This is a genomic window from Flintibacter faecis (assembly GCF_014287875.1).
Classification (GTDB): Bacteria; Bacillota; Clostridia; order Oscillospirales; family Oscillospiraceae; genus Lawsonibacter; species Lawsonibacter faecis_A.
In genome coordinates, this window is the sequence record NZ_JACOPN010000001.1 from 466,110 (window position 1) to 487,475 (window position 21,366).

Below are 21,366 nucleotides of genomic sequence, written 5' to 3' on the forward strand. Positions count from 1 at the left end.
TTTCTGCTCAGTGCGCGTCGGCCCAGCTCCTGCCGACGGCGGTGTCGGCCACCAGGGGGACGGGGAGGGAGATCACGGCCTCCATCTCCTCCTTCACCAGGCGGCGGACGGCTTCGGCCTCCTCCTCCGGGCACTCCACGATCAGCTCGTCGTGGACCTGAAGGACCAGGCGGCCCTTCAGCCCCTCGGCCAGCAGCCGGTCCCGCACCCGGATCATGGCCACCTTGATGATGTCGGCGGCGGTGCCCTGGATGGGGGCGTTCAGGGCCACCCGCTCGCCGAAGGAGCGGGTGTTGAAGTTGGAGGACTTCAGCTCCGGCACCCACCGGCGGCGGGCAAACAGGGTGGTCACATAGCCGTCGGCCCTGGCCCGGGCCACCACGCCGTCCATATAGGAGCGCACCCCGGAATAGTGCTGGAAATACTTCTCCATATACTCCTTCGCCTGGGCCACGGTGACCCCGATGTCCTGGGACAGGGAGAAGGGGGAGATGCCATAGACGATGCCGAAGTTCACCGCCTTGGCGCTGCGGCGCATCTGGGGGGTGACCTCCTCCTGGGACACGCCGAACACCTGGGAGGCGGTGATGCGGTGGATGTCCTCCCCGGAGTTAAAGCCGTCGATCATGGCCCGGTCCCCGGCCATGCAGGCCAGCAGCCGCAGCTCGATCTGGGAGTAGTCCGCATCCACCAGCACCCGGCCCGCCGGGGCCACGAACATCTTCCGCAGCTGGGCCCCCAGCTCGGTGCGGATGGGGATGTTCTGCAAATTCGGCTCGGTGGAGGACAGGCGGCCCGTGGCGGTGACGGTGTTCTGAAAGCAGGTGTGGATACGCCCGTCGGGGGCGATGACCTTGCCCAAGCCGTCTGCATAGGTGGACTTCAGCTTGGTCAGCTGGCGATATTCCAATATCTCCCCGATGATGGGGTGGGAGCCCCGCAGCTTGTCCAGCACGTCGGCGTTGGTGGAATAGCCCGTCTTGGTCTTTTTTACCGGGGGCAGGCCCAGCTGGTCAAAGAGGATGCGGCCCAGCTGCTGGGTGGAGTTGATGTTGAACTCCTCCCCCGCCAGGTCAAAGATATTCTTCTGGGCGGTCTGGATGCGGCCGGAGAGCATCTCCCCAAATTCGGCCAGGGCCTTGCGGTCAATGAGAAAGCCCTCCTGCTCCATCTCCGCCAGCACGGGGCACAGGGGCAGCTCCACCGTCTGATACAGCTCCCACATGCCCAGCTCCTTCAGCCGCCCGGTCAGCACAGGCTCCAGTGCGGCGACGAGGGCACAGTGGGATAGAAACGCCCCGGCGGACACGCCAAGGTCGGCCAGAGGGCCAAAGGCCCCGTCAGAGAGATAGTCGGCGGCCTTGGGGAACTGGTGGTTAAAATAGGTCAGGCCCAGCTTCTCCAGGTCATAGCTGCCGTCGGCGGGGGCCAGGAGATAGGCGGCCACCTCCGTGTCGAACACAAAGCCGCCGGGGGCGATGCCCTCGGAGAGCAGGGCGCGGCACAGCTCTTTTGCGCCGTGGGTCATCTTTCGGATGCCGGGGGCGAACAGCCCGTTCAGAATGTCGTTATAGCACGCCAGCCGGTCGGCCAGCAGCAGAGCGGCATGGCCCTCCTCCCCCTGCTCCCAGGTGACACACACCCCGTCCAGGCTGGGCAGGGCCAGCACGGCCACCCGGTCCAGTCCGGCCCACAGCGCCAGCAGCTCCCGGGCCCGGGCGGGGTCGTCCACCACCTCGCTCTCGCAGCTTGCGGAACACTCCGGCTGCTCCGCCGCCGCGCCCTCCCCCTGGGGGGCGGTGAGGTGGTATTTGTCAATGAGCTTGGCAAATTCCAGGTCCAGAAACAGCTGATAGAGCCTGGGCTCGTCCGGCTTCCGGCACAGATTGTCCTCGGGCTTAAAGTCAATGGGCGCATCGGTGCGGATGGTGGCCAGGTCATAGGACATGCGGGCGGCCTCCTCGCCCTCAACGAGCTTCTTCCGGGCGGCGGGCTTCACGTCCATCTTGTCCAGGTTGGCATACAGCCCGTCGATGGAGGGCTGCTGGGCCAGCAGGGCCATGGCCGTCTTCTCCCCGATGCCCTTCACCCCGGGGATGTTGTCCGAGGCATCCCCCATCAGGGCCTTTAAATCGATGATGTGGATGGGGGCAAAGCCATAGGCCTCCCGAAAGCTCTCCGGGGTCATGTCCTTGGTGGTGGTGCGGCCCATGCGGGTGGACACCAGCTTTACCGTGGTGTGGTCGGTGACCAGCTGGAGGGAATCCTTATCCCCGGTGACGATGACCGTGTCCCACCCGGCCCCCTCGTCCCGTCTGGCGATGGTGCCGATGAGGTCGTCGGCCTCCCACCCGTCCAGCTCGTACATGGGGATATTCAGGGCGGAGAGCACTTCCTTTAAAATGGGCATCTGGCTGGCCAGCTCCTCGGGCATGGGCTTGCGCTGGGCCTTATAGCCCTCGTAGGCCAGATGGCGGAAGGTGGGGGCCTTGCGGTCAAAGGTGACACACAGGGCCTGGGGCTGCTCCTCGTCCAGCAGCTTGTTCAGAATATTCAAAAAGCCAAACACGGCGTTGGTGGGCTGGCCCGTCCGGGTGGTCAGGTTTGAGCTCACGCCGTAAAAGGCCCGGTTGACGATGGAGTTGCCGTCCAGGACCATCAGCTTGTTCATGTTGCGCTCCCCTCTGCCCGGCAGTCCGGGCGGTGATTCAAAAGTCAGTATATCAGTATTTGCGAAAACAGGCAAGAAAAACAGGGCGGTGATCGCACTCCACCCTGTCTCCCAAACACCGGATATTATATTCAGCGTGTCAATAAACCCGTTTCTGTCATTTCGAGGAGCGCAGCACCCGCAAGGGGTACGCCGCATCCGTAAGGCAGCAGAGCTGCCAACGGCTGCGCAGCACCCGCAAGGGGTACGCCGCATCCGTAAGGCAGCAGAGCTGCCAACGGCTGCGCAGCCTGTGACGGAAGGATTCCGGCCCCACGTCCCTAAGCCTTCCCCTGGGGGAAGGTGCCCCCGCAGGGGGCGGATGAGGGTGGGTATCGTGGGTGCGGAGGCCATCGAACGGGCGGATGGGGACATCCGCCCCTACGCAGGGTTACGATAGATTTCGTAGGGGCCGCTGTCCCCAGCGGCCCGGAATCCCCCCGCCGCTTTGCGGCCCTCCCCCCTTTCACAAGGGGGGCTGCTGTTACGCATCATCAGGCTCCCTTGTGAAAGGGAGCTGGCACGGGCGCAGCACCCGCAAGGGGTACGCCGCATCCGTAAGGCAGCAGAGCTGCCAACGGCTGCGCAGCCCGTGACTGAGGGATTCCGCACCCCCGTGGTCCCCCTCATCCGTCATGGCTGCGCCATGCCACCTTCTCCCCTGCGGGGCGAAGGCTTTGGCCGTTTTAACGTCGTTGCGGCAAACACTTTGGCGTTCCCCTCATCCGTCACGGCTGCGCCGTGCCACCTTCCCCCAGGGGAAGGCATTGTGCGGGCGAATTTAGCCTTCCCCCTCCCAGGGGGAAGGCTTTTTGTTTCTTGCCCCAGGAACGGGGTAATGACGGGCTTTTTTGACGGTCTCTTATATTGCCGCAGACCCTTTCGGTCAGCCCTTCCCCATATCCTCCATGGCGCACCGGGCGGTTTTGACCAGATAGGTCATGGCCTGGACCGGGTGCTTGCCGATGGCGGTCTCGCCGGTGAGCATCAGGGCGGCGGCCCCATCCAGCACCCCGTTATAGATGTCGGCCACCTCCGCCCGGGTGGGCACGGGGTTCTCCTGCATGGACCACAGCAGCTGGGTCACCAGGCAGAAGGGCTTTTTCCCCTCCCGGCACCGGCGGGCGATGCGCTTTTGCACCCCGGGCAGCTGCCACAGGGGCATGGTGTTCCCCAGGTCGCCCCGGGCGATGCACAGCTGGTCGGCGGCGGATAAGATCTCGTCCAGCCGCTCCACCCCCTGGCGGCTCTCGATCTTGGCCATGATGGGGATGTCCAGGCCGCGCTGGTCCAACGCCTGGCGGAGGTTCTCCACGTCTTTGCGCCCCCGGACGAAGGGCTGCATCACGCATGTCACGCCCAATTCCCCCGCCAGATCCAGGTTGGCCAGGTCCTCCCGGGTGAGGGTGGGGGCGGGGGTGTCGAGCCCCAGAACCGCCAGACTCTTTTTGCTGTTCAGGGTCCCGCCACGCACCACCCGGCACAGCAGCACCGAGTGGCTGGCCCGGCGCACTTCCAGCAGCATGGCGCTGTCGTCCAGGGCGATCTTGCGCCCCGGCCGGGCCATATCCAGCACCGTGTCGGGCACCGGGATGCCCCCGTCCCCCAGCAGCACGTCCTTTCCCTCCCGCAGCTGGATGGGATAGGGCAGCTGTCCCACCCGCAGCTCCGGCCCCTGGAGGTCGATCATCAGTCGGGGCATCACCCCGGCGGTCCGGGCGGCGGGGAAAAAGCGGCTCTCCAGCAGGGGGCGGCATTCCTTTAGGGACGTGTGGGACAGGTTCAGCCGGATACCGGTCATCCCTGCCCGGAACATGTCCTCCAGTGTCTCTCTCCGGCTGCAGGCCGTCCCCAGGGTGGCGTAAAATTCCATGGCAAGCGCTCCTTTTCTTGGGTGTATCTTTTTCATGTAGTATAGCACGCAGCCGCTGAAAAGAAAACCGCCGTTCTCCCGGGAGAACGGCGGCTGCGGAAAACGGCTGTTACGCGCGCTGCTTCTGCTTCATCACATACAGGAAGCCGAGCATACCCACGATGCCTGCGGGCAGGGCCAGCAGACCGGGCAGGCCGGCCTCCACCAGCACACCGGCCAGGATATAGCACAGGCCGGAGATGACGGCGCAGGACACCGCATAGGGCAGCTGGGTGGACACGTGGTTGACGTGGTCGCACTGGGCCCCGGCGGAGGCCATGATGGTGGTGTCGGAGATGGGGGAGCAGTGGTCGCCGCACACGGCACCGGCCATGCAGGCGGAGATGCACACGATGGCCAGGGGGTTGTCCATGGAGAACACGTTCTGGACAATGGGGATCAGGATGCCGAAGGTGCCCCAGCTGGTGCCGGTGGCAAAGGCCAGCAGGCAGCCCACGGCGAACACGATGACGGGCAGCAGCAGCTGTACCCCGGTGGCGGAGGTGCGCACAAAGTCCCGGACAAAGTACTTGGCACCCAGGGAGTCGGTCATGCCCTTCAGGGACCAGGCGAAGGTGAGGATCATGATGGCGGGGACCATGGCCTTAAAGCCGTCGGGGATACAGCCCATCATCTCCTTAAAGGACATAGAGCGGCGGATGAGATAATAGACAATGGCGAACACCAGGCCGAAGGCGGAGCCCAGCATCAGGCCCACGGAGGCATCGGAGTTGGAGAAGGCGGTGACGAAGTCGGCCCCGGAGAAGAAGCCGCCGGAATAGATCATGCCGATGACACAGCAGACCACCAGCACCGCAATGGGGAACACCAGGTCCATGACGGAGCCCTTGTTCTCGTCGATCTCATCGTCCATCATGGCATAGGGGTTGGAGCCGGAGAACAGGTCGCCCTTCTCAATGGCGTTGCGCTCATACCGGGCCATGGAGCCGAAGTCCACCTTCATCACCACCAGGCCGATCATCATCACCAGGGTGAGCAGGGCATAGAAGTTATAGGGGATGGCTCGGATGAACAGGTTCAGGCCCTGGCCGTCCTCGGCAAAGCCGGACACGGCGGCGGCCCAGGAGGAGATGGGGGCGATGATGCAGATGGGGGCGGCGGTGGCATCGATGATATAGGCCAGCTTCACCCGGGAGATGTTGTGCTTGTCGGTGATGGGCCGCATGACGCTGCCCACGGTAAGGCAGTTGAAATAGTCGTCAATGAAGATGAGGCAGCCCAGCAGGATAGAGGCCAGCTGCGCCCCCACCCGGGTCTTGATATTCTTCTGGGCCCAGCGGCCAAAGGCGGCGGAGCCGCCGGCCTTGTTCATCATGCACACCATAGCGCCCAGGATGACCAGGAAGATCAGGATGCCCACGTTATAGCTGTCGGACAGGGAGGCCACGATGCCGTCCTCAAAGACGTGGAGCAGGGTCCCCTCGAACTGGAAGTTGGAATAGAGCAGGCCGCCCATCAGGATACCGATGAACAGAGAGGAGTAGACCTCCTTGGTCAGCAGGGCCAGGGCGATGGCGATCACCGGGGGCAGCAGGGACAGGGGGGTGTTATAGAAGTGGCTGGGGGACTGGATATAGCCCTCTCCTCCGCAGGTGGCACAGACAAAGGTGCCGCCGCACACCTCACAGTTTTCGTCCAGTCCATAGCAGCTCATGCAGATGCCTACGGTGCCGCAGTCGGGACACTCGATCATGGTGGTCCCCGGCTCCTCGGTGGGGTCGGCGGCCGCCCAGGCGGCGGTGGTCATGGCCAGCACCATCATCACGACCAGGATGAGGCGCATGGGCCAGGCTCTTCTTGCGTTCATTTCATTTTCCCTCCAAAACAATTTTGGGGCCGTGCCCCTGGAACACACACGCGCTCAAATAAGCCGGACAACACGCAGCGCAAAAAAATATGGACGCTGAAAGCGCCCATTCCTCAATACCGCCGCCTTTGCCCCCTCTTGCTGTACGGGGTGGCAGAAAAACGGCAGGATAGCGCTCCACGTGCTTGTGACAGTCCGCAAGATATTCTCCCGCGGCCCAGGGGGACGGCCCAGGCAGGTCCGACTCCCTTCGGCGGTACACCCTCTCTCAAAAAGCCGGCTGCCTGGCCGAATGCTTTTTGATACGCATGAGTACCGCGCCTCTATCCGAATCATTTGATTTGCAAGTATCCTATCACGCCCCTGCACCCTTGTCAAGGCCGTTCCAGTGAAAACCGAAAAAAAGCAGATTTTTCCGGCAGACCGTCCATCCGCGATGTCTCAGAAAAAATTTAAAAGAATCGAAAAAAAACAGTTGACAGTCCGGCTCGAATTATGATAGTATATGTCCTGCGCTAAGTCAAACGGCTTTCAGCGCCAACCAAATATGGATGCGCGAGTGGTGGAATTGGTAGACTCGCTGGCTTCAGGTGCCAGTGCTCGCAAGGGCGTGCGGGTTCGACTCCCGCCTCGCGCACCAGAAGAAAAAACATCTGCTTTCGGCAGATGTTTTTTCTTTTTCTCTCCCAAATAAAAGTGTTGACAACGGGAAAAAGCTGTGGTATTATTTATCTCACGTTGAACGCAATGCTTCAACGCCAACCAAATATGGATGCGCGAGTGGTGGAATTGGTAGACTCGCTGGCTTCAGGTGCCAGTGCTCGCAAGGGCGTGCGGGTTCGACTCCCGCCTCGCGCACCAAAAAGAAGAACATCTGCTGTGCAGGTGTTCTTTTTTTATCTGGACCTCTCATTGACAAAGATCATTTTTATGATATCATATAATCCGGTTTTAAAAATCAGATTGTATGAGGTTTGATATAATATGGTTCAAATTAGGAAGAAGCAGCTGGCCCTGCCTGTCATCCAGGGGGGCATGGGCGTGGGGGTGTCTTTGGGCGGCCTGGCCGGGGCGGTGGCCGCCTGCGGAGGCATGGGATGTGTCAGCGCGGCCCATGCGGGCTATCGGGAGCCAGACTTCCGTCAAAATCCCCAGGAAGCCGACCTGCGGGGGTTGAAGCAGGAGATCGAAAAAGCCCGCCGTCTCTCCAACGGACACGGATTGGTGGCTGTCAATCTGATGGTGGCTATGAAGCAGTACGCCTCCCTGGCCCAGGCGGCGGTGGAGGCGGGGGCGGACGCCATCATCTCCGGGGCGGGCCTGCCCTTGGAGCTGCCCGGCCTGGTGAAGGGCGCGGACATCGCCCTCTCCCCCATCGTGTCCAGCGCCCGGGCGGCCAAGCTCATTCTGAAAACCTGGGACAAGCGCTATGGCGTGACGGCGGACTTTCTGGTCATCGAGGGCTGCAAGGCCGGGGGACACCTGGGCTTTAAAGAGGACGACCTGCTGGGCGGCACGGCCCAGCCACTGGAGGACATCCTGCCCCAGGTGCTGGCGGAGCTGGCCCCCTATCAAGAGAAATATGGCCGGAATATCCCCGTCTTTGTGGCAGGGGGCGGCCTGACCGGGGAAGATATGGCCCGGTTCCGGGGCATGGGGGCCGCCGGGGTGCAGATTGCCACCCGGCTCATCGCCACCGAGGAGTGCGATGCCTCCCAGGGCTATAAGGATGCCATCCTCCGGGCCCGTGCGGAGGACGTGCGCATCATCCACAGCCCGGTTGGAATGCCCGGTCGGGCCATCTACAGCCCCCTTATCGCCCGCATGGAGGCGGGACAGCGTCAGGCCCCTCAGTGGTGCGCCGGGTGCATCAAGACCTGCGACCCCGCCCAGACCCCCTACTGCATCACCCACGCCCTCATCCGGGCCGTGGAGGGCGACTGGGAGGAGGGCCTGTTCTTCTGCGGGGCAGAGGTGGGCCAGGTGAACGAGATGTCCACCGTGGCCCAGGTGCTGGCGGAGTATCAGGCGGCCCTGGCTCAGAGGTAAAACACCGCCAGGGTGTTCAGATTCAGGCAGCCCAGCCGCCCGCCGTCATAGCCGCAGGCGCAGTCGATGGCGATCTTGTTCTCACCAAAGATCACGTTGTCCACCGGCGATTGCCCCAACTGCCGGTGGATCTCCCGGGTGGGCGTGTGGCCGAAGACCAGGAACTCCCCCTCATAAAACCGCTGCTCGGCAAAGGCGCGGCCAAAGAGAAAGTCCGGCAGGGCATAGTCCTCCAGGTCCTTCTCCGGCTGAAAGTGGTCCAGCCCCGCGTGGGTCAGCAGGAAGGAGCGGCCACCGGCCTCCACCTCGGCATAGACGTCCATGTCCCGGATGTAGTCCAGAATGGCCGCCTTCTCCTGGCGGTTCAGCTCTCGCAGCTCCTCCAGGGTGGATGCTCCGCCGTTGAAGATCCACTCCTGGACCGAGGTGATCCGCTCCTGGTCCACTGCGGATAACGTCTCCTCCGTCACGTCCTGGAGCAGCCAGGGCAGGCAGACGGCGGCGCTGAACTCGTGGTTCCCCAGGAGCGAGATCACGTTGGGCCGCTTCATGGCATCCAGCAGGATGCGGCAGCCGCCCTTGTCCCTGTCGATGCTGTCTCCCAGCAGATACAGGGTGTAGTCCGGGTCCTCCCGGGAGAGCCGCTCAAGCAAAGCGCGGTATTTCTCCCACCGCCCGTGAATATCTGAAACTGCGTAGATCATAGATCTCCCCGTCCTTGTCATTTCGTCAGTCCGGGATGCCGGACAGTCTGCACGCCCTGACCCGGATGCGCTTTATCATCTCGTCCAGGCACTCGGTAAGCTCCTCCTCCGTCCGGGGGAGGGGATGGTCCAGGCTCTGGGACCGGAAAAACGGGATGCCCTTGAGGTGCGCCGTGTGGTCTTCGCCGGTATAAATATAGTAATAATCCTCCAGGCAATACTTCTCCCGATTGAAAAGAAACCAGTCTTTCCACTCCTGATTTCCCTGCCGCTCCGCGTAGTCCGCCATCAGGGGCAGGAAATCCCGCACCTGTTCTCTGGTGCCCTTCAGGGCGTTATAGGAGAAGCAGGGACAGGGCATAAAGTTGGCCACGGTGTGGGTCAGCGCTGCCAACTCCCTATACTGGCTCTTCCGGGCGATCAGCTCCCTGCTGACCGCACTGTATATGGTGGTGGGTTTGAGCATCTTGCCCGCCAGCGTCTTCTTTTTCACAAACGTATATTGAGGGTCCGGCAGCCGGAACAGGGCCTTGAATGTGCCGTCCTGCTCCAGGCGGAACGGCGGCAGGTCTCCCCCGTCCAGGTCGGACCAGTCGGCTCCGTAGTCGTTGCAGGTCTTGCCTGAACACACCCACGCCAGGCCGCAGCAATAGACCTGGTAGAAGGAACTGATCACGTCGAACCACTCCTCGTCCTGCCACCCAAGGCGGCGGTACAGCGCCTTGTTATATTTCAGCTTTTCCAGCTCGTCGATGTTCTGGTTGTCCGTGGAAAAGTACGCCAGGATCAGCCGGATCGGGTCGTCCCCGCCGTTCAGGGCCAGGGTCTGCTTCTTGTCCTCTAAAAATGGCTGCAATGCGTCGAGCATACGGATTTCCTCCCCAAAAGTCCACAAAGATTTTGAAAACCTGGCCTGTGAACACTCGCAGGCCAGGTTTTTAGTTGGTTTTGCAAAAATTCAAGAGAGCCTCGCAGAGTTTCGCGGCGCGCACGCCGCGAAATAAATTGAGATCCGTTTTTCGCCGCGACATGCGCGTGACGAAAAACACTTCTCGCCCGGTAAGTGTGCGAGCGCAGCGAGTGCGCGCACCGGGCGCAGCCCCCTCAACAAAGTGGCTTTGCCACTTTGTTGATATTAGCAGACCTTCACGGTCCAGCCGTGGGTGTCGGGCAGGCGGCCCCACTGGATGCCGGTGAGCTCGTCATACAGGCGCTGGGTGACGGGGCCGATCTTGTTGCCGCTGATGATGACCTTCTCGTCGCCCTCGGCCAGCTCGCCGATGGGGGAGACCACGGCGGCGGTGCCGGTGCCCCAGGCCTCTTCCATGGTGCCGTTCTTGGCGGCCTGGAACAGCTCCTCGGCGGAGATGCGGCGCTCCTCCACCTCATAGCCCCAGTCCTTCAGCAGCTGGATGCAGGAGCGGCGGGTCACGCCGGGCAGCACAGAGCCGTTCAGGTCGGGGGTGAGGATCTTGCCGTTGATCTTGAACATCACGTTCATGGCACCCACTTCTTCGATGTACTTGCGGTGGACACCGTCCAGCCAAAGCACCTGGCTGTAGCCGGCCTTCTCCGCCCGGTCGCCGGCCCGCAGGGAGGCGGCGTAGTTGCCGCCGGTCTTGGCCATGCCGGTGCCGCCCTTCACGGCGCGGACGTCCTCCTGCTCCACATAGATCTTCACGGGAGCCAGGCCCTCGGGATAGTAGGCACCCACGGGGCAGACGATGACGATGAACTGCACATGGTGAGAGGCGTGCACGCCCAGGGCGGGGTCCAGGCCGATCATGAAGGGGCGGATGTACAGGGAGGTGTCCTTCTCGGTGGGCACCCAGTCCCGCTCCAGCTTCACCAGCTCGGTGATGCCGGCCATGGCCAGCTCAGCGGGGATCTGGGGCAGGCACATACGCTCGGCGGAGTTGTTCATGCGCTCGATGTTGCAGTCAGGGCGGAACAGCTGGATAGAGCCGTCGGCGGTGCGATAGGCCTTCAGACCCTCGAAGATCTCCTCGGCGTAGTGCAGCACCTTGGCGGCGGGGTCGATCTGCAGGGGGCCATAGGGGACGATGCGGGGATCGTGCCAGCCCTTACCCTCGTCATAGTCCACGATGAACATATGGTCGGTCATGTTCTTGCCAAATACCAGAGTGGAGGAGTCCGGCTTTTCCTTCAGTTTGGCGGCGCGGGTGATTTTGATCTCTTCCATGGTGAGTTTCCTCCTGATTATCCAATGTTCCGGCGCTCTTCCGCATGCGCGTTGCGGCGCGGCAGACGGGGCCTGGACGGCTCCGCGGCCCATATCAAAACAAGACCCATGAAATACGGGATGCGGAATACTGCCTTTGCCGCATATTATACCAGCCTTTCGCCCTGGATTCAACGGGGGAACGGCCCAGTTTGGGAAATTTGCTGAAATTTTTTACAGCCCGGCCGCCCTGTCCAGCCCGCAGCATCGCCGCCAGGCCGGCGGAGGACATCATCACGTTTACGGCAATTTTTCGGTAAGGTTCATGCCGTTTAAACATGTTTTGTGAATAGTTCCAGATTTCTCTTGTAATTTCGCTGCTTTGTTATATAATTAAATTATTAGATGGTAGCCATTTGAACCATCATGTACCTCATGCCCATTCCAGCGTGAACAGGAGGAGATATTCTATGGTAATTTGGGTCTCTATCATCGCCGCCGTGTTCCTGCCCTATCTGATGACCCGGGCCTGTGACCCCAACAACGTAAACCGGGACTTTTTTATGATGGGGGCCTGTGCGGCCAGCGGCCTGGGGTTTTACTGCTTCCTGACAGTGCTTTAAAATCCGGCTATTGCCGAAAATATCACTCCAATTATCAGCGTGTCAATAAACCCATTTCTGTCATTCCGAGGAGCGCAGCGACGTGGGAATCCGTAACCCAAAAGTCGGAAATGTGCTGATACTCGTGAGTTTTAGAAGCGGATTGCCACGTCGCCCCGTTGGGCCTCCTCGCAATGACAGGCTTTTTTGACAGTCTCAAATTATTTTAAAAAGCAAGACACGGCCTGCCGTGCCTTGCTTTTTTGCCTGGAACAGGCTATGATATAGGCAATATCGCCCGGTGGGGCCGGACTTTGGAGGGAACGCCATGCGCCTTTTTGATACCCACGCCCATTATGATGCCGACGCCTTTGACGCTGACCGTCTGGAGGTGCTCGCCTCTATGCCCGGCCAGGGGGTGGAGCTCATCTTAAACCCCGGCTGCGACCTGAAAAGCTCTCAGACGGCGGTGGAGCTGGCAGAGCGCTTCCCCTTTGTCTATGCCGCCGTGGGGGTCCACCCGGAGGAGTGCGCCGACTGGGACGCGAAGCACGATATCCCCGCGCTGGAGGCCCTGGCTCAGAACCCCAAGGTGCGGGCCATCGGGGAGATCGGCCTGGACTATCACTGGCCGGATAACCCGCCCCGGGAGCTGCAGCAGCAGGTGTTCCACGCCCAGCTGGAGCTGGCGGAGAAGCTGGACCTGCCCGTCATCGTCCACGACCGGGATGCCCACCACGACTGCCTGGACATCGTCCGCGCCCATCCCAAGGTCACCGGGGTCTATCACTGCTACTCCGGCGGGGTGGAGGATGCGAAGATCCTGATGAAGCTGGGCTGGATGATCTCCTTCACCGGCAGCATCACCTTTAAAAACGCCCGCCGGGCCCTGGAGGTCATCGATCTGCTGCCCATGGACCGGATCATGATCGAGACCGACTCCCCCTACCTCTCTCCCGAGCCCTTCCGGGGCCGCCGGAACGACTCCGGCCGGGTCCATCTGGTGGCCGAGGCCATCGCCCGGCGCAAGGGCCTGGACCCCGAGGAGGTCGCCCGGATCACCCTGGAAAACGGCAGACGCTTTTTCCGCATCTAAATTTTTGCCGCCAGGCGGCCCTACATATTTGCATAAAGGAAGGATATCCATGACCATCACCTATGAATACGAGGATGCCCTCTATGTCAACCTGACCAACCGCTGCAACTGCAACTGCGAGTTCTGCCTGCGCCACGGCAAGGCCCAGGGCTCCATCTATACCGAGGATTCCCTGTGGCTGGAACACGAGCCCTCCCGCCAGGAGGCCATGGACAGCTTTCTCAGCCGGGATGTGTGTTCCTATCGGGAGATCGTCTTCTGCGGCTATGGCGAGCCCACCTATCGCTTAGACGACATCCTGTGGCTGGTGGACCAGCTGAAAGCCCGCTTTGGGGACAAGCTGCCCCCGGTGCGCATCAACACCAACGGCCACGCCAACCTGATCTTAGGCCGGGACGTGTGCCCTGAATTAAAAGGCCGCATCGACACCGTGTCCATCTCCCTCAACGCCGTCACCGCCCGGGAGTATGTGGCCCTGTGCCACCCCGTTCAGGGGGAGGCCGCCTATCAGGCCATGCTGGACTTTGCCCGGGAGTGCAAGCAGTATGTCCCCCACGTCATCCTGACCATTGTGGACAAGGACAAGAGCCCGGAGGAGATCCAGACCTGCAAAGATATCGCCCAAAAGCTGGGGGTAACGCTGCGCATCCGCAGCTTCATCGACTCCTGAGCTTCCGGTCAGGCCCTCAGCCGGCCAGACCCAGCTCCTCCCGGGCCTCCCGCTCGTTGTCGGCGGAGAAGCAGAAGCGCCCTGCGCCGTCGTATACCTCGATGTGCTCCCGCACCCAAACCAGTTCGTATTCCATGCTCCCGTTCCCCTTTCCGGTTTTGTTGCCTCCAGTTTACCGGACACACTGTCCTATAAACCGGACTGTGCCCGGACGGGAGCCAAATTTCAGCCCGTTTGAAAAAGGAGGATACCTGTGGACCCAATCTTTTACACCGTGCAGTCCATCAACGGGGACTATGCCCTGCTCCGCTCTGAACAGGGGGCGGAGCTGTCCGTGACCATGTTCCTGCTGCCCGAGGGCACCGACGTGGGCAGCACCCTGAAGCTGGAGGACTTTCAGTGGACCCTGCTGTGAGGTCCATTTTACACAACCCCGACAGCCCATGTGGAAAACTTCGCCCGTTCCGGGGCACACCCGACCCCTTTCCCCGGAAACCGCGCTGATTTTTCCACATTGGGCTCTTTCTTTTTGCGTCGGGGTATAGTATAATATATCAGTTAAATTTGTCTGCAAAGGTTGGGAGACGCGCAGTGAAAAATGTGGTGCTGATCGGGATGCCCGGCTCGGGCAAAAGTACGGTGGGGGTCCTGCTGGCCAAGGCCCTGGGCTATGACTTTCTGGACGTGGACCTGGTGATCCAAAAGCGGGAGCACGCCCTGCTCCAGGACATCCTGGACGAGCGGGGGCTGGATGCCTTTTTGCAGGCGGAGGAGGATGCCATCTGCTCGGTCTCCTGCGAGAACACCGTCATCGCCCCGGGAGGCAGCGCCGTATGCCGGGAGAAGGCCGCCCGGCACCTGAAAGCGTTGGGCCCCGTGGTCTATCTGAAGGTCCCCCTGGCCGAGCTGAGCGGCCGCATCCAGAACCTGAGCACCCGGGGCATCGCCATGGAGCCCGGCCAGACCCTGGCCGACGTGATGGCCTATCGCGCCCCCCTGTATGACAAATACGCCGACCTGGTCATCGACTGCGGCGGCGGACAGACGCTGGCTCAAACCGCCCGGCAGGTGCTGGAGCGGCTCAACGGGCTTTTGCGCTGAAAACACCCCAGCCCACAGGGAGAACGTGGGCCAGGCGGAGGGTCCCTCCGCCTGAATGAGCGCCCGGCGTACCGCCGGGAGACGCAGAAAAGGAAGTATTGCATGACTTTTGAACAGCTGGGGCTGAACGCCCCCATCTTAAACGCATTGAAGGAGCTGGACTATCACGCCCCCTCCCCCATTCAGGAAAAAGCCATCCCCCCCGCCCTGGCGGGCCGGGACGTGCTGGGCTGCGCCCAGACGGGCACAGGCAAGACCTGCGCCTTCGCCGCCCCCATCCTCCAGCGGCTCTCCGCCGAGACTGTCTCCGGCCGCCCCATCCGGGCCCTGGTGCTCACCCCCACCCGGGAGCTGGCCATCCAGATCGGCGAGAGCTTTGAGGCCTATGGCAAATATCTGTCCCTGCGCCACGCCGTCATCTTCGGCGGCGTGGGCCAGAATCCCCAGGTGGAGGCCCTGCGCCGGGGCGTGGACATTCTGGTGGCCACCCCCGGCCGGCTGATGGACCTGCACGACCAGGGCTTCGTCTCTTTGGACGAGCTGGACATCTTCGTTCTGGACGAGGCCGACCGGATGCTGGACATGGGCTTTATCCACGACGTGAAGAAGATTTTAAAGTGGCTGCCCCGACAGAAGCAGACCCTGTTTTTCTCCGCGACCATGCCCCCGGAGATCAGCGACCTGGTCAACTCTCTCCTCCACGACCCCGCCCGGGTGGCGGTGGACCCCATCTCCTCCCCGGTGGAGGCCATTGAGCAGAGCGTGTACTTTGTGGACAAGAACAACAAGATCCGCCTGCTGGCCCACCTGATGGGGCAGCTTGGGGTGAAAAACGCCCTGGTGTTCACCCGCACCAAACATGGTGCCAACAAGGTGGCCCGGGATCTGGAGAAGGCGGGGGTGACTGCCGCCGCCATCCACGGCAATAAGAGCCAGACCGCCCGGCAGCAGGCCCTGTCCGACTTTAAGGCGGGGAATATCCGCTGCCTGGTGGCCACTGACATCGCCGCCCGGGGGCTGGACATCGAAGAGCTGTCCCACGTGTTCAACTATAACCTGCCCGAGGTGCCCGAGACCTATGTCCACCGCATCGGCCGCACCGGCCGTGCCGGACGGGGGGGCGCAGCCATCGCCTTCTGCGATTTCGGGGAAAAGCCCCTGCTGCGGGACATCGAAAAGCTGATCGGCAAGCAGCTGCCCGTGGTGGAGGACCACCCCTATCCCATGGAGGTGTTCCAGGCCCCCAAGCGGGATAAGAATGGCCGGGTGGTCAACGAGGAGGACCAGGAGGCCCGTGCCGCCGCCCGGGAGAAGCGCCGGGCCAGGGACGAGGCCGCCAAGGCCGCGGCCAAGGAGAAGCGCCAGGTCCAGCAGGAGCAGCAGGTCCAGGCCGCCCAGGTGCTGGAGCAGGCCCAGCCTGCCGCCAAAAAGCGCCGCCGCAGAGGCCGGGGCAAGGCCCAAAGCGAATTTGCCGAGACCGTCCAGGTGATGGAGCCCCAGAGCGAAAGCCCGTCTGCCCGGGACAAGCGCCCCCGCCGGGGCGTGCGCTCCGGGACACTGATGGACACCGGGGATGCTATGCCCCGCACCGAGTTCCACCGGCCCAGCCCCCTGGACAGCGACGTGATCATGGATGCCACCGCCCGGCTGCTGGCCCCCCGGCCCCTGACCCTGTCCGGCGGTCAGGACCAGAACACGGGCCGCCGCCGCAAGGGCAAGAAGCCCGCCCATAAGAGCCAGGAGCAGGCTGTCCAGACCCAGCACGCTCCCAAGCAGCAGCCCGCCGCCCACAAGTCCGCCCCGGGCGGCAAGAGCGCCAAAGGCGACAAAACCGCCCACCAGGGCCGCAAGGACCGCACCACGCCCCAAAAGCGCAGCCGGGGCGGCTATCAGCGGGGTCTGCCCCCGGAGCCCCACCGCCAGCAGAAGGACTCCACCGAGCAGCCCAGCCTGATGAAGCCCTTCTATATCAACGTGGGCCGCTGAATCGACACAAACGGCAAGCGTCGAAAAAGAGGGCAGCTTTCTCTAAGCCGGACGGGCCGGAGCATTCGGCCGCTCTCTCGAAAAAAATGGACGATTCTTTGTCGATGCAGTGATAGATTAAAGTAAAATTGCCCCTTCCCCGGTTTTCTGCCGGAGAAGGGGCCAAGAGAAATTTCCCATTTTAAAAAATTTTTTAACAGATACGGAGGATGCGAACATGGACTATCAGGCACTGTATCAGCAGAAGCTGACCACCGCCGAGCAGGCGGTGAAGGTCGTCAAGTCCGGCGACTGGGTGGATTACGGCTGGTGTACCAACCATCCCGTGGCCCTGGATAAGGCCCTGGCCGCCCGAAAGGACGAGCTGCACGACGTGAAGATCCGGGGCGGTGTGACCATGTGGATGCCCGAGATCGCCAAGGCCGAGGATGCCGGGGAGCACTTCACCTGGAACAGCTGGCACTGCAGCGGCATCGACCGGAAGATCATCGCCAAGGGCATGGGCTTCTTCTCTCCCATGCGCTATTCCGAGCTGCCCCGGTTCTATCGGGACAACCTGACCGTGGACGTGGCCATGATCCAGGTGACCCCCATGGACAAGCACGGCAACTTTAGCTTCGCCCTGGCCGCCTCTCACCTGGCCGACATGCTGGACCGGGCCAAGGTGGTCATCGTAGAGGTCAACGAGAACCTGCCCCTGGTCTACGGTCTCACCGGCTGCGAGATCAACATCAAGGACGTGGACATGGTGGTGGAGGGCGAGAATCCCCCCGTGGCCCAGCTGGGCGGCGGCGGCGAGCCCACCGACGTGGACCGTGCCGTGGCCAACCTGGTGGTGCCTGAGATCCCCAACGGTGCCTGTCTGCAGCTGGGCATCGGCGGCATGCCCAACACCATCGGCTCTATGATCGCCCAGTCCGACCTGAAGGACCTGTCTGTCCACACCGAGATGTATGTGGATGGCTTTGTGGACATGGCCATGGCCGGCAAGATCACCGGCAAGCACAAGAACCTGGACAAGGGCCGCCAGGTGTTCGCCTTTGCCGCCGGCACCCAGAAGCTGTATGACTACATGGACCGCAACCCCGACGTGATGGGCGCCCCTGTGGACTACACCAACGATGTCCACGTCATCAGCCTGATCGACAACTTCATCTCCATCAACAACGCCATCGACATGGACCTGTTCGGTCAGGTAAACGCCGAGTCCGCCGGCATCAAGCACATCTCCGGCACCGGCGGTCAGCTGGACTTTGCCATGGGCGCCTATCAGTCCAAGGGCGGCAAGAGCTTCATCTGCATGTCCTCCACCGTCACCGGCAAGGACGGCACCGTGAAGAGCCGCATCGTCCCCACCCTGACCCCCGGCTCCATCGCCACCGACCCCCGGACCTGCGTCCACTATATCGTCACCGAGTATGGCATGATCAACCTGAAGGGCCTGTCCACCTGGGAGCGGGCCGAGGCCATCATCTCCATCGCCCACCCCGATTTCCGGGAGCAGCTTATCGCCGATGCCGAGAAGATGCACATCTGGCGCAAGAGCAACAAGAAATAAGTTTAAGCGCAAAAAAATCCTGTGTCCGGCCGGACACAGGATTTTTTTCTGTTTTTGTTTGAGGTTCAGCACATCTTCGCGCCGGCGGGGATCTTGTCGTCCAGCATGAGCAGGTTCAGCCGCTCCTCCCCCCGCTCGGTGTGAACGGCGGAGATCAGCATGCCGCAGGACTCCTGGCCCATCATCTTCCGGGGGGGCAGGTTGACAATGGCCATCAGGGTCTTGCCGATGAGCTCCTCGGGCTTGTAGAACTGGGCGATGCCGGACAAGATCTGCCGGTCGGTGCCGGTGCCATCGTCCAGGGTGAAGCGCAGCAGCTTGTTGGACTTCTTCACCGCCTGGCAGTCCTTCACCTTCACGGCCCGGAAATCGGACTTGCAGAAGGTGTCGAAGTCCACCTTCTCCTCCAGCTGGGGCTCCAGCTCCAGGGGGGGCAGGGCTGCCTTGCGGGCGGCGGCCTCCAGCTCCTCCAGCTCGGCCAGGGCCTTCTCGGCATCCACGCGGGGGAACAGGTTCTCGCCCTTGGTGACGGTGGCGGTCTGGGACAGGCTGCCCCAGGCGGCGGCGCTCTCCCAGGTCTGGGCGGCGGGCTCCGCGCCGATCTGGGTGAAGAGCTTGGCCATGCTGTCGGGCATGAAGGGGGTCAGCAGGATGCCGCAGATGCGGGTGGTCTCCAGCAGGTTATACATCACATGGGCCAGCCGAGCGCCGTTCTGCTCCATGTCCTTGGCCAGGGCCCAGGGCATGGTCTCGTCGATATATTTGTTGGCCCGGGCAATGACCTTGAACACCTCGTCCAGGGCCTTGTGGGGAGCATAGGCCTCCATGTGGCCCTCGTACACGCCCCGCAGGGCACAGGCCATGGAGGTAAGCTCCGTGTCAAAGCGCTCGGGGGCATCCCAGCTCTTGCACCCGGCGGGCAGCTGGCCGCCGAAGTATTTGCCCACCATGGCGGTGGTGCGGCTGAGCAGGTTGCCCAGGTCGTTGGCCAGGTCGGTGTTGATGGTCTGGATCAGCAGCTCGTTGGAGAAGTTGCCGTCAGAACCGAAGGGGAAGGTGCGCAGCAGGAAGAAGCGCAGGGCATCCACACCGAACTTCTCCGCCAGCAGATAGGGGTCCACCACGTTGCCCTTGGACTTGGACATCTTGCCGCCGTCCAGCAGCAGCCAGCCGTGGCCGAAGACCTTCTTGGGCAGGGGGATGTCCAGGCTCATGCAGAAGGCGGGCCAGATGATGGAGTGGAAGCGGACGATCTCCTTGCCCACGATGTTCACGCCGGGCCAATAGGCCTGGTAATCGTGATAGCGGTCGTTCTCATAGCCCAGGGCGGTGATATAGTTGAACAGGGCGTCCAGCCACACATAGACCACATGCTTGGGGTCAAAGTCCACGGGGATGCCCCAGGTGAAGCTGGTGCGGGAGACGCACAGGTCCTCCAGTCCAGGCTTGATGAAGTTGTTCACCATCTCGTTCACCCGGCTGCGGGGCTCCAGAAAGTCGGTGTTCTCCAGCAGGTCCTGGACCTTGTCGGCGTACTTGGACAGGCGGAAGAAATAGGCCTCCTCCTCCGCGTCGGTGACGGGGCGGCCGCAGTCGGGACAGCAGCCGTCCTTCAGCTGGCTCTCCGTCCAGAAGGACTCGCAGGGGGTGCAGTATTTGCCTTTATAGGTCCCCTTATAGATGTCCCCCTTGTCGTACATCTTTTTGAAGATACGCTGGATGGACTGGACGTGATAGTCGTCGGTGGTGCGGATGAACCGGTCGTTGCTGATGTTCATCAGCTTCCACAGGTCCTTCACCCCCCGGGGGCCCTCCACGATGCGGTCCACAAACTCCTTGGGGGTAACGCCCGCCTCGGCGGCCTTGTTCTCGATCTTCTGGCCGTGCTCGTCGGTGCCGGTGAGGAACATCACGTCGTAACCGGCCAGGCGCTTATACCGGGCCAGGGCATCGGTGGCCACGGTACAGTAGGTGTGGCCGATGTGCAGCTTGTCGCTGGGGTAATAGATGGGGGTGGTGATATAAAATCGCTTCTTATTCTCCATTGTTGTGATCTCCCTCGTTGTTAATTTCCTTTTTGGGGGCCAGCCGCGCTCCGCCGGAGCGCACCGGACCCATATGGCTCAACAGGGCCATGGCCCCGGCCAGATTGCTGAGGAGAAAGGCCGCCGCCAGGGCCAGCCGGAAGGGCTCCAGACTGTCCCCCAGACTGAGCAGCCCCAGATAGACGCTCATCAGGCAGCAGAACAGCCCCCGGCGGGGGTGGGGGTGGGCATAGCGCAGGGCGGCCAGCTCATAGCTGCCCAGCATCAGAAAGGCCACCGCCGCCAAGGCGGGCCCGTAGTCCATGAGCACCGGGTCGGTGCCGTGCTTTAAATGGGTGGCAAACAGCCAGGCCAGACCCGCCGCCGGCTGGGCCAGGGACCAGGGACCGGCTTTTTGGGTGATGGGGCCCCGATAGCTCTCCCGCCCCAGCATGAGCAGGGCCGGGCCGGACAGAAAGCTGAACAGGGCGCACAGCAGCAGGGCGATGGGATAGGTGACGGGCTCTGCTGCGGGATCGACCCGCCAGACCGTCAGCTGGTAAAGGCCCTCCTGCACGCTGAGGGCTCCTCCCACCAGCATCAGCAGGGCCCCTGCGGCCATCAGGGTCATATACAGGGTGGAGGGGCAGGCCAGGACCTCCGCCGCCGTTTTCGGCGGGCTCTCCCGGCGCAGGGACACCAGCAGCACCGCCGCCACCGCCGCCGTCAGGGCCAGCAGCAGGGTGGGGGCGGGGCAGCCGGAGAGGAACAGCAGGGTCTCCGGGTCAAAGCTGACCCGCCGCTGCCACAGGCGCAGTCCCAGCCCCAGGATGCCGCTAAGCAAGGCCAGCCCGGGCAGATATACGTTCTTTCCCATCAATGGTGAACGCTCCTTTTTTCTTTGGTACAGATTTTTAGACGCTGTTTTTATGATATACCCGCCG

General features: G+C 62.4%; 16 protein-coding genes, 2 tRNA genes and 1 riboswitch. Of the genes, 10 read left to right on the top strand and 8 right to left on the bottom strand.

Annotated elements, in window-relative coordinates; all coding sequences use genetic code 11:
* Window positions 1-7 precede the first annotated feature (7 nt).
* From polA to H8S55_RS02235, 3 genes are all read right to left on the bottom strand, one after another.
* Window positions 8-2,671, bottom strand: coding sequence for a DNA polymerase I (gene polA, locus H8S55_RS02225; protein ID WP_186877622.1), 2,664 nt, complete (start codon window positions 2,669-2,671; stop codon window positions 8-10).
* 925 nt (window positions 2,672-3,596) lie between these two features.
* On the bottom strand, window positions 3,597-4,583 hold the full coding sequence (locus tag H8S55_RS02230) for a pyruvate kinase (protein ID WP_186877623.1): 987 nt from the start codon (window positions 4,581-4,583) through the stop codon (window positions 3,597-3,599).
* A 109-nt stretch (window positions 4,584-4,692) separates the two neighbouring features.
* The gene (locus H8S55_RS02235; RefSeq protein WP_186877624.1) at window positions 4,693-6,450 is read right to left on the bottom strand and encodes a Na+/H+ antiporter NhaC family protein; all 1,758 of its coding nucleotides are present in this window, start codon (window positions 6,448-6,450) and stop codon (window positions 4,693-4,695) included.
* Window positions 6,451-6,612: 162 nt separating this feature from the next.
* Window positions 6,613-6,784: riboswitch (Lysine riboswitch) on the bottom strand.
* Between the two features lie 219 nt (window positions 6,785-7,003).
* Between H8S55_RS02235 and H8S55_RS02240 the strand changes: the two genes are divergently transcribed.
* From H8S55_RS02240 to H8S55_RS02250, 3 genes are all read left to right on the top strand, one after another.
* Window positions 7,004-7,090, top strand: a tRNA-Leu gene (locus tag H8S55_RS02240).
* 134 nt (window positions 7,091-7,224) lie between these two features.
* A tRNA-Leu gene (locus H8S55_RS02245) sits at window positions 7,225-7,311 on the top strand.
* A 123-nt stretch (window positions 7,312-7,434) separates the two neighbouring features.
* Window positions 7,435-8,499 carry an NAD(P)H-dependent flavin oxidoreductase gene (locus H8S55_RS02250; RefSeq protein WP_186877625.1) on the top strand — a complete coding sequence of 355 codons (1,065 nt, stop codon included), beginning with the start codon at window positions 7,435-7,437 and terminating at the stop codon, window positions 8,497-8,499.
* Here the strand turns inward: H8S55_RS02250 and H8S55_RS02255 are convergent.
* The 3 genes from H8S55_RS02255 to H8S55_RS02265 all read right to left on the bottom strand — a co-directional run bounded on the left by H8S55_RS02255 (window position 8,490) and on the right by H8S55_RS02265 (window position 11,406).
* On the bottom strand, window positions 8,490-9,203 hold the full coding sequence (locus H8S55_RS02255) for a metallophosphoesterase (protein WP_186877626.1): 714 nt from the start codon (window positions 9,201-9,203) through the stop codon (window positions 8,490-8,492). The two genes, H8S55_RS02250 and H8S55_RS02255, sit on opposite strands and share 10 nt — an antisense overlap.
* Window positions 9,204-9,228: 25 nt before the next feature.
* Window positions 9,229-10,071, bottom strand: a complete 843-nt coding sequence (locus tag H8S55_RS02260; RefSeq protein WP_186877627.1) for a hypothetical protein — start codon at window positions 10,069-10,071, stop codon at window positions 9,229-9,231.
* 267 nt (window positions 10,072-10,338) lie between these two features.
* Window positions 10,339-11,406: a branched-chain amino acid aminotransferase gene (locus tag H8S55_RS02265; RefSeq protein ID WP_147563155.1), complete on the bottom strand. Its 1,068-nt coding sequence runs from the start codon at window positions 11,404-11,406 to the stop codon at window positions 10,339-10,341.
* A gap of 449 nt (window positions 11,407-11,855) precedes the next feature.
* Between H8S55_RS02265 and H8S55_RS02275 the strand changes: the two genes are divergently transcribed.
* The 7 genes from H8S55_RS02275 (at window position 11,856) to H8S55_RS02305 (ending at window position 18,398) form a co-directional block, all read left to right on the top strand.
* Entirely contained in the window at window positions 11,856-12,008 is a 153-nt protein-coding gene (locus tag H8S55_RS02275) for a hypothetical protein (protein ID WP_186877629.1), read from the top strand.
* 307 nt (window positions 12,009-12,315) lie between these two features.
* On the top strand, window positions 12,316-13,083 hold the full coding sequence (locus H8S55_RS02280) for a TatD family hydrolase (RefSeq protein ID WP_186877630.1): 768 nt from the start codon (window positions 12,316-12,318) through the stop codon (window positions 13,081-13,083).
* A gap of 49 nt (window positions 13,084-13,132) precedes the next feature.
* Window positions 13,133-13,753: a TatD family nuclease-associated radical SAM protein gene (locus H8S55_RS02285; RefSeq protein WP_186877631.1), complete on the top strand. Its 621-nt coding sequence runs from the start codon at window positions 13,133-13,135 to the stop codon at window positions 13,751-13,753.
* A gap of 253 nt (window positions 13,754-14,006) precedes the next feature.
* The gene (locus H8S55_RS02290; RefSeq protein ID WP_186877632.1) at window positions 14,007-14,168 is read left to right on the top strand and encodes a hypothetical protein; all 162 of its coding nucleotides are present in this window, start codon (window positions 14,007-14,009) and stop codon (window positions 14,166-14,168) included.
* Window positions 14,169-14,344: 176 nt separating this feature from the next.
* Window positions 14,345-14,854: a shikimate kinase gene (locus tag H8S55_RS02295; protein ID WP_186877633.1), complete on the top strand. Its 510-nt coding sequence runs from the start codon at window positions 14,345-14,347 to the stop codon at window positions 14,852-14,854.
* Window positions 14,855-14,956: 102 nt separating this feature from the next.
* Complete coding sequence (locus tag H8S55_RS02300) at window positions 14,957-16,840, top strand: DEAD/DEAH box helicase (RefSeq protein WP_186877634.1); 1,884 nt, start codon at window positions 14,957-14,959, stop codon at window positions 16,838-16,840.
* 217 nt (window positions 16,841-17,057) lie between these two features.
* Window positions 17,058-18,398 carry a butyryl-CoA:acetate CoA-transferase gene (locus H8S55_RS02305; protein ID WP_186877635.1) on the top strand — a complete coding sequence of 447 codons (1,341 nt, stop codon included), beginning with the start codon at window positions 17,058-17,060 and terminating at the stop codon, window positions 18,396-18,398.
* 65 nt (window positions 18,399-18,463) lie between these two features.
* Here the strand turns inward: H8S55_RS02305 and metG are convergent, their stop codons facing one another.
* A complete protein-coding gene (gene metG / locus H8S55_RS02310; RefSeq protein WP_186877636.1) occupies window positions 18,464-20,443 on the bottom strand; it encodes a methionine--tRNA ligase in 1,980 nt (659 codons plus the stop codon).
* Window positions 20,433-21,299, bottom strand: a complete 867-nt coding sequence (locus H8S55_RS02315; RefSeq protein WP_186877637.1) for a hypothetical protein — start codon at window positions 21,297-21,299, stop codon at window positions 20,433-20,435. The genes metG and H8S55_RS02315 overlap by 11 nt, the downstream gene beginning before the upstream one ends.
* Window positions 21,300-21,366 lie beyond the last annotated feature (67 nt).

What these genes read in the sequence shown, in the direction of transcription:
- polA (WP_186877622.1), bottom strand. Translation starts at nt 2,671, where the DNA reads ATGAACAAGCTGATGGTCCTGGACGGCAACTCCATCGTCAACCGGGCC.
- H8S55_RS02235 (WP_186877624.1), bottom strand. Translation starts at nt 6,450, where the DNA reads ATGAACGCAAGAAGAGCCTGGCCCATGCGCCTCATCCTGGTCGTGATG.
- H8S55_RS02300 (WP_186877634.1), top strand. Translation starts at nt 14,957, where the DNA reads ATGACTTTTGAACAGCTGGGGCTGAACGCCCCCATCTTAAACGCATTG.
- H8S55_RS02305 (WP_186877635.1), top strand. Translation starts at nt 17,058, where the DNA reads ATGGACTATCAGGCACTGTATCAGCAGAAGCTGACCACCGCCGAGCAG.
- H8S55_RS02280 (WP_186877630.1), top strand. Translation starts at nt 12,316, where the DNA reads ATGCGCCTTTTTGATACCCACGCCCATTATGATGCCGACGCCTTTGAC.
- H8S55_RS02255 (WP_186877626.1), bottom strand. Translation starts at nt 9,203, where the DNA reads ATGATCTACGCAGTTTCAGATATTCACGGGCGGTGGGAGAAATACCGC.
- H8S55_RS02250 (WP_186877625.1), top strand. Translation starts at nt 7,435, where the DNA reads ATGGTTCAAATTAGGAAGAAGCAGCTGGCCCTGCCTGTCATCCAGGGG.
- H8S55_RS02315 (WP_186877637.1), bottom strand. Translation starts at nt 21,299, where the DNA reads ATGGGAAAGAACGTATATCTGCCCGGGCTGGCCTTGCTTAGCGGCATC.
- metG (WP_186877636.1), bottom strand. Translation starts at nt 20,443, where the DNA reads ATGGAGAATAAGAAGCGATTTTATATCACCACCCCCATCTATTACCCC.
- H8S55_RS02230 (WP_186877623.1), bottom strand. Translation starts at nt 4,583, where the DNA reads ATGGAATTTTACGCCACCCTGGGGACGGCCTGCAGCCGGAGAGAGACA.
- H8S55_RS02265 (WP_147563155.1), bottom strand. Translation starts at nt 11,406, where the DNA reads ATGGAAGAGATCAAAATCACCCGCGCCGCCAAACTGAAGGAAAAGCCG.
- H8S55_RS02285 (WP_186877631.1), top strand. Translation starts at nt 13,133, where the DNA reads ATGACCATCACCTATGAATACGAGGATGCCCTCTATGTCAACCTGACC.
- H8S55_RS02275 (WP_186877629.1), top strand. Translation starts at nt 11,856, where the DNA reads ATGGTAATTTGGGTCTCTATCATCGCCGCCGTGTTCCTGCCCTATCTG.
- H8S55_RS02260 (WP_186877627.1), bottom strand. Translation starts at nt 10,071, where the DNA reads ATGCTCGACGCATTGCAGCCATTTTTAGAGGACAAGAAGCAGACCCTG.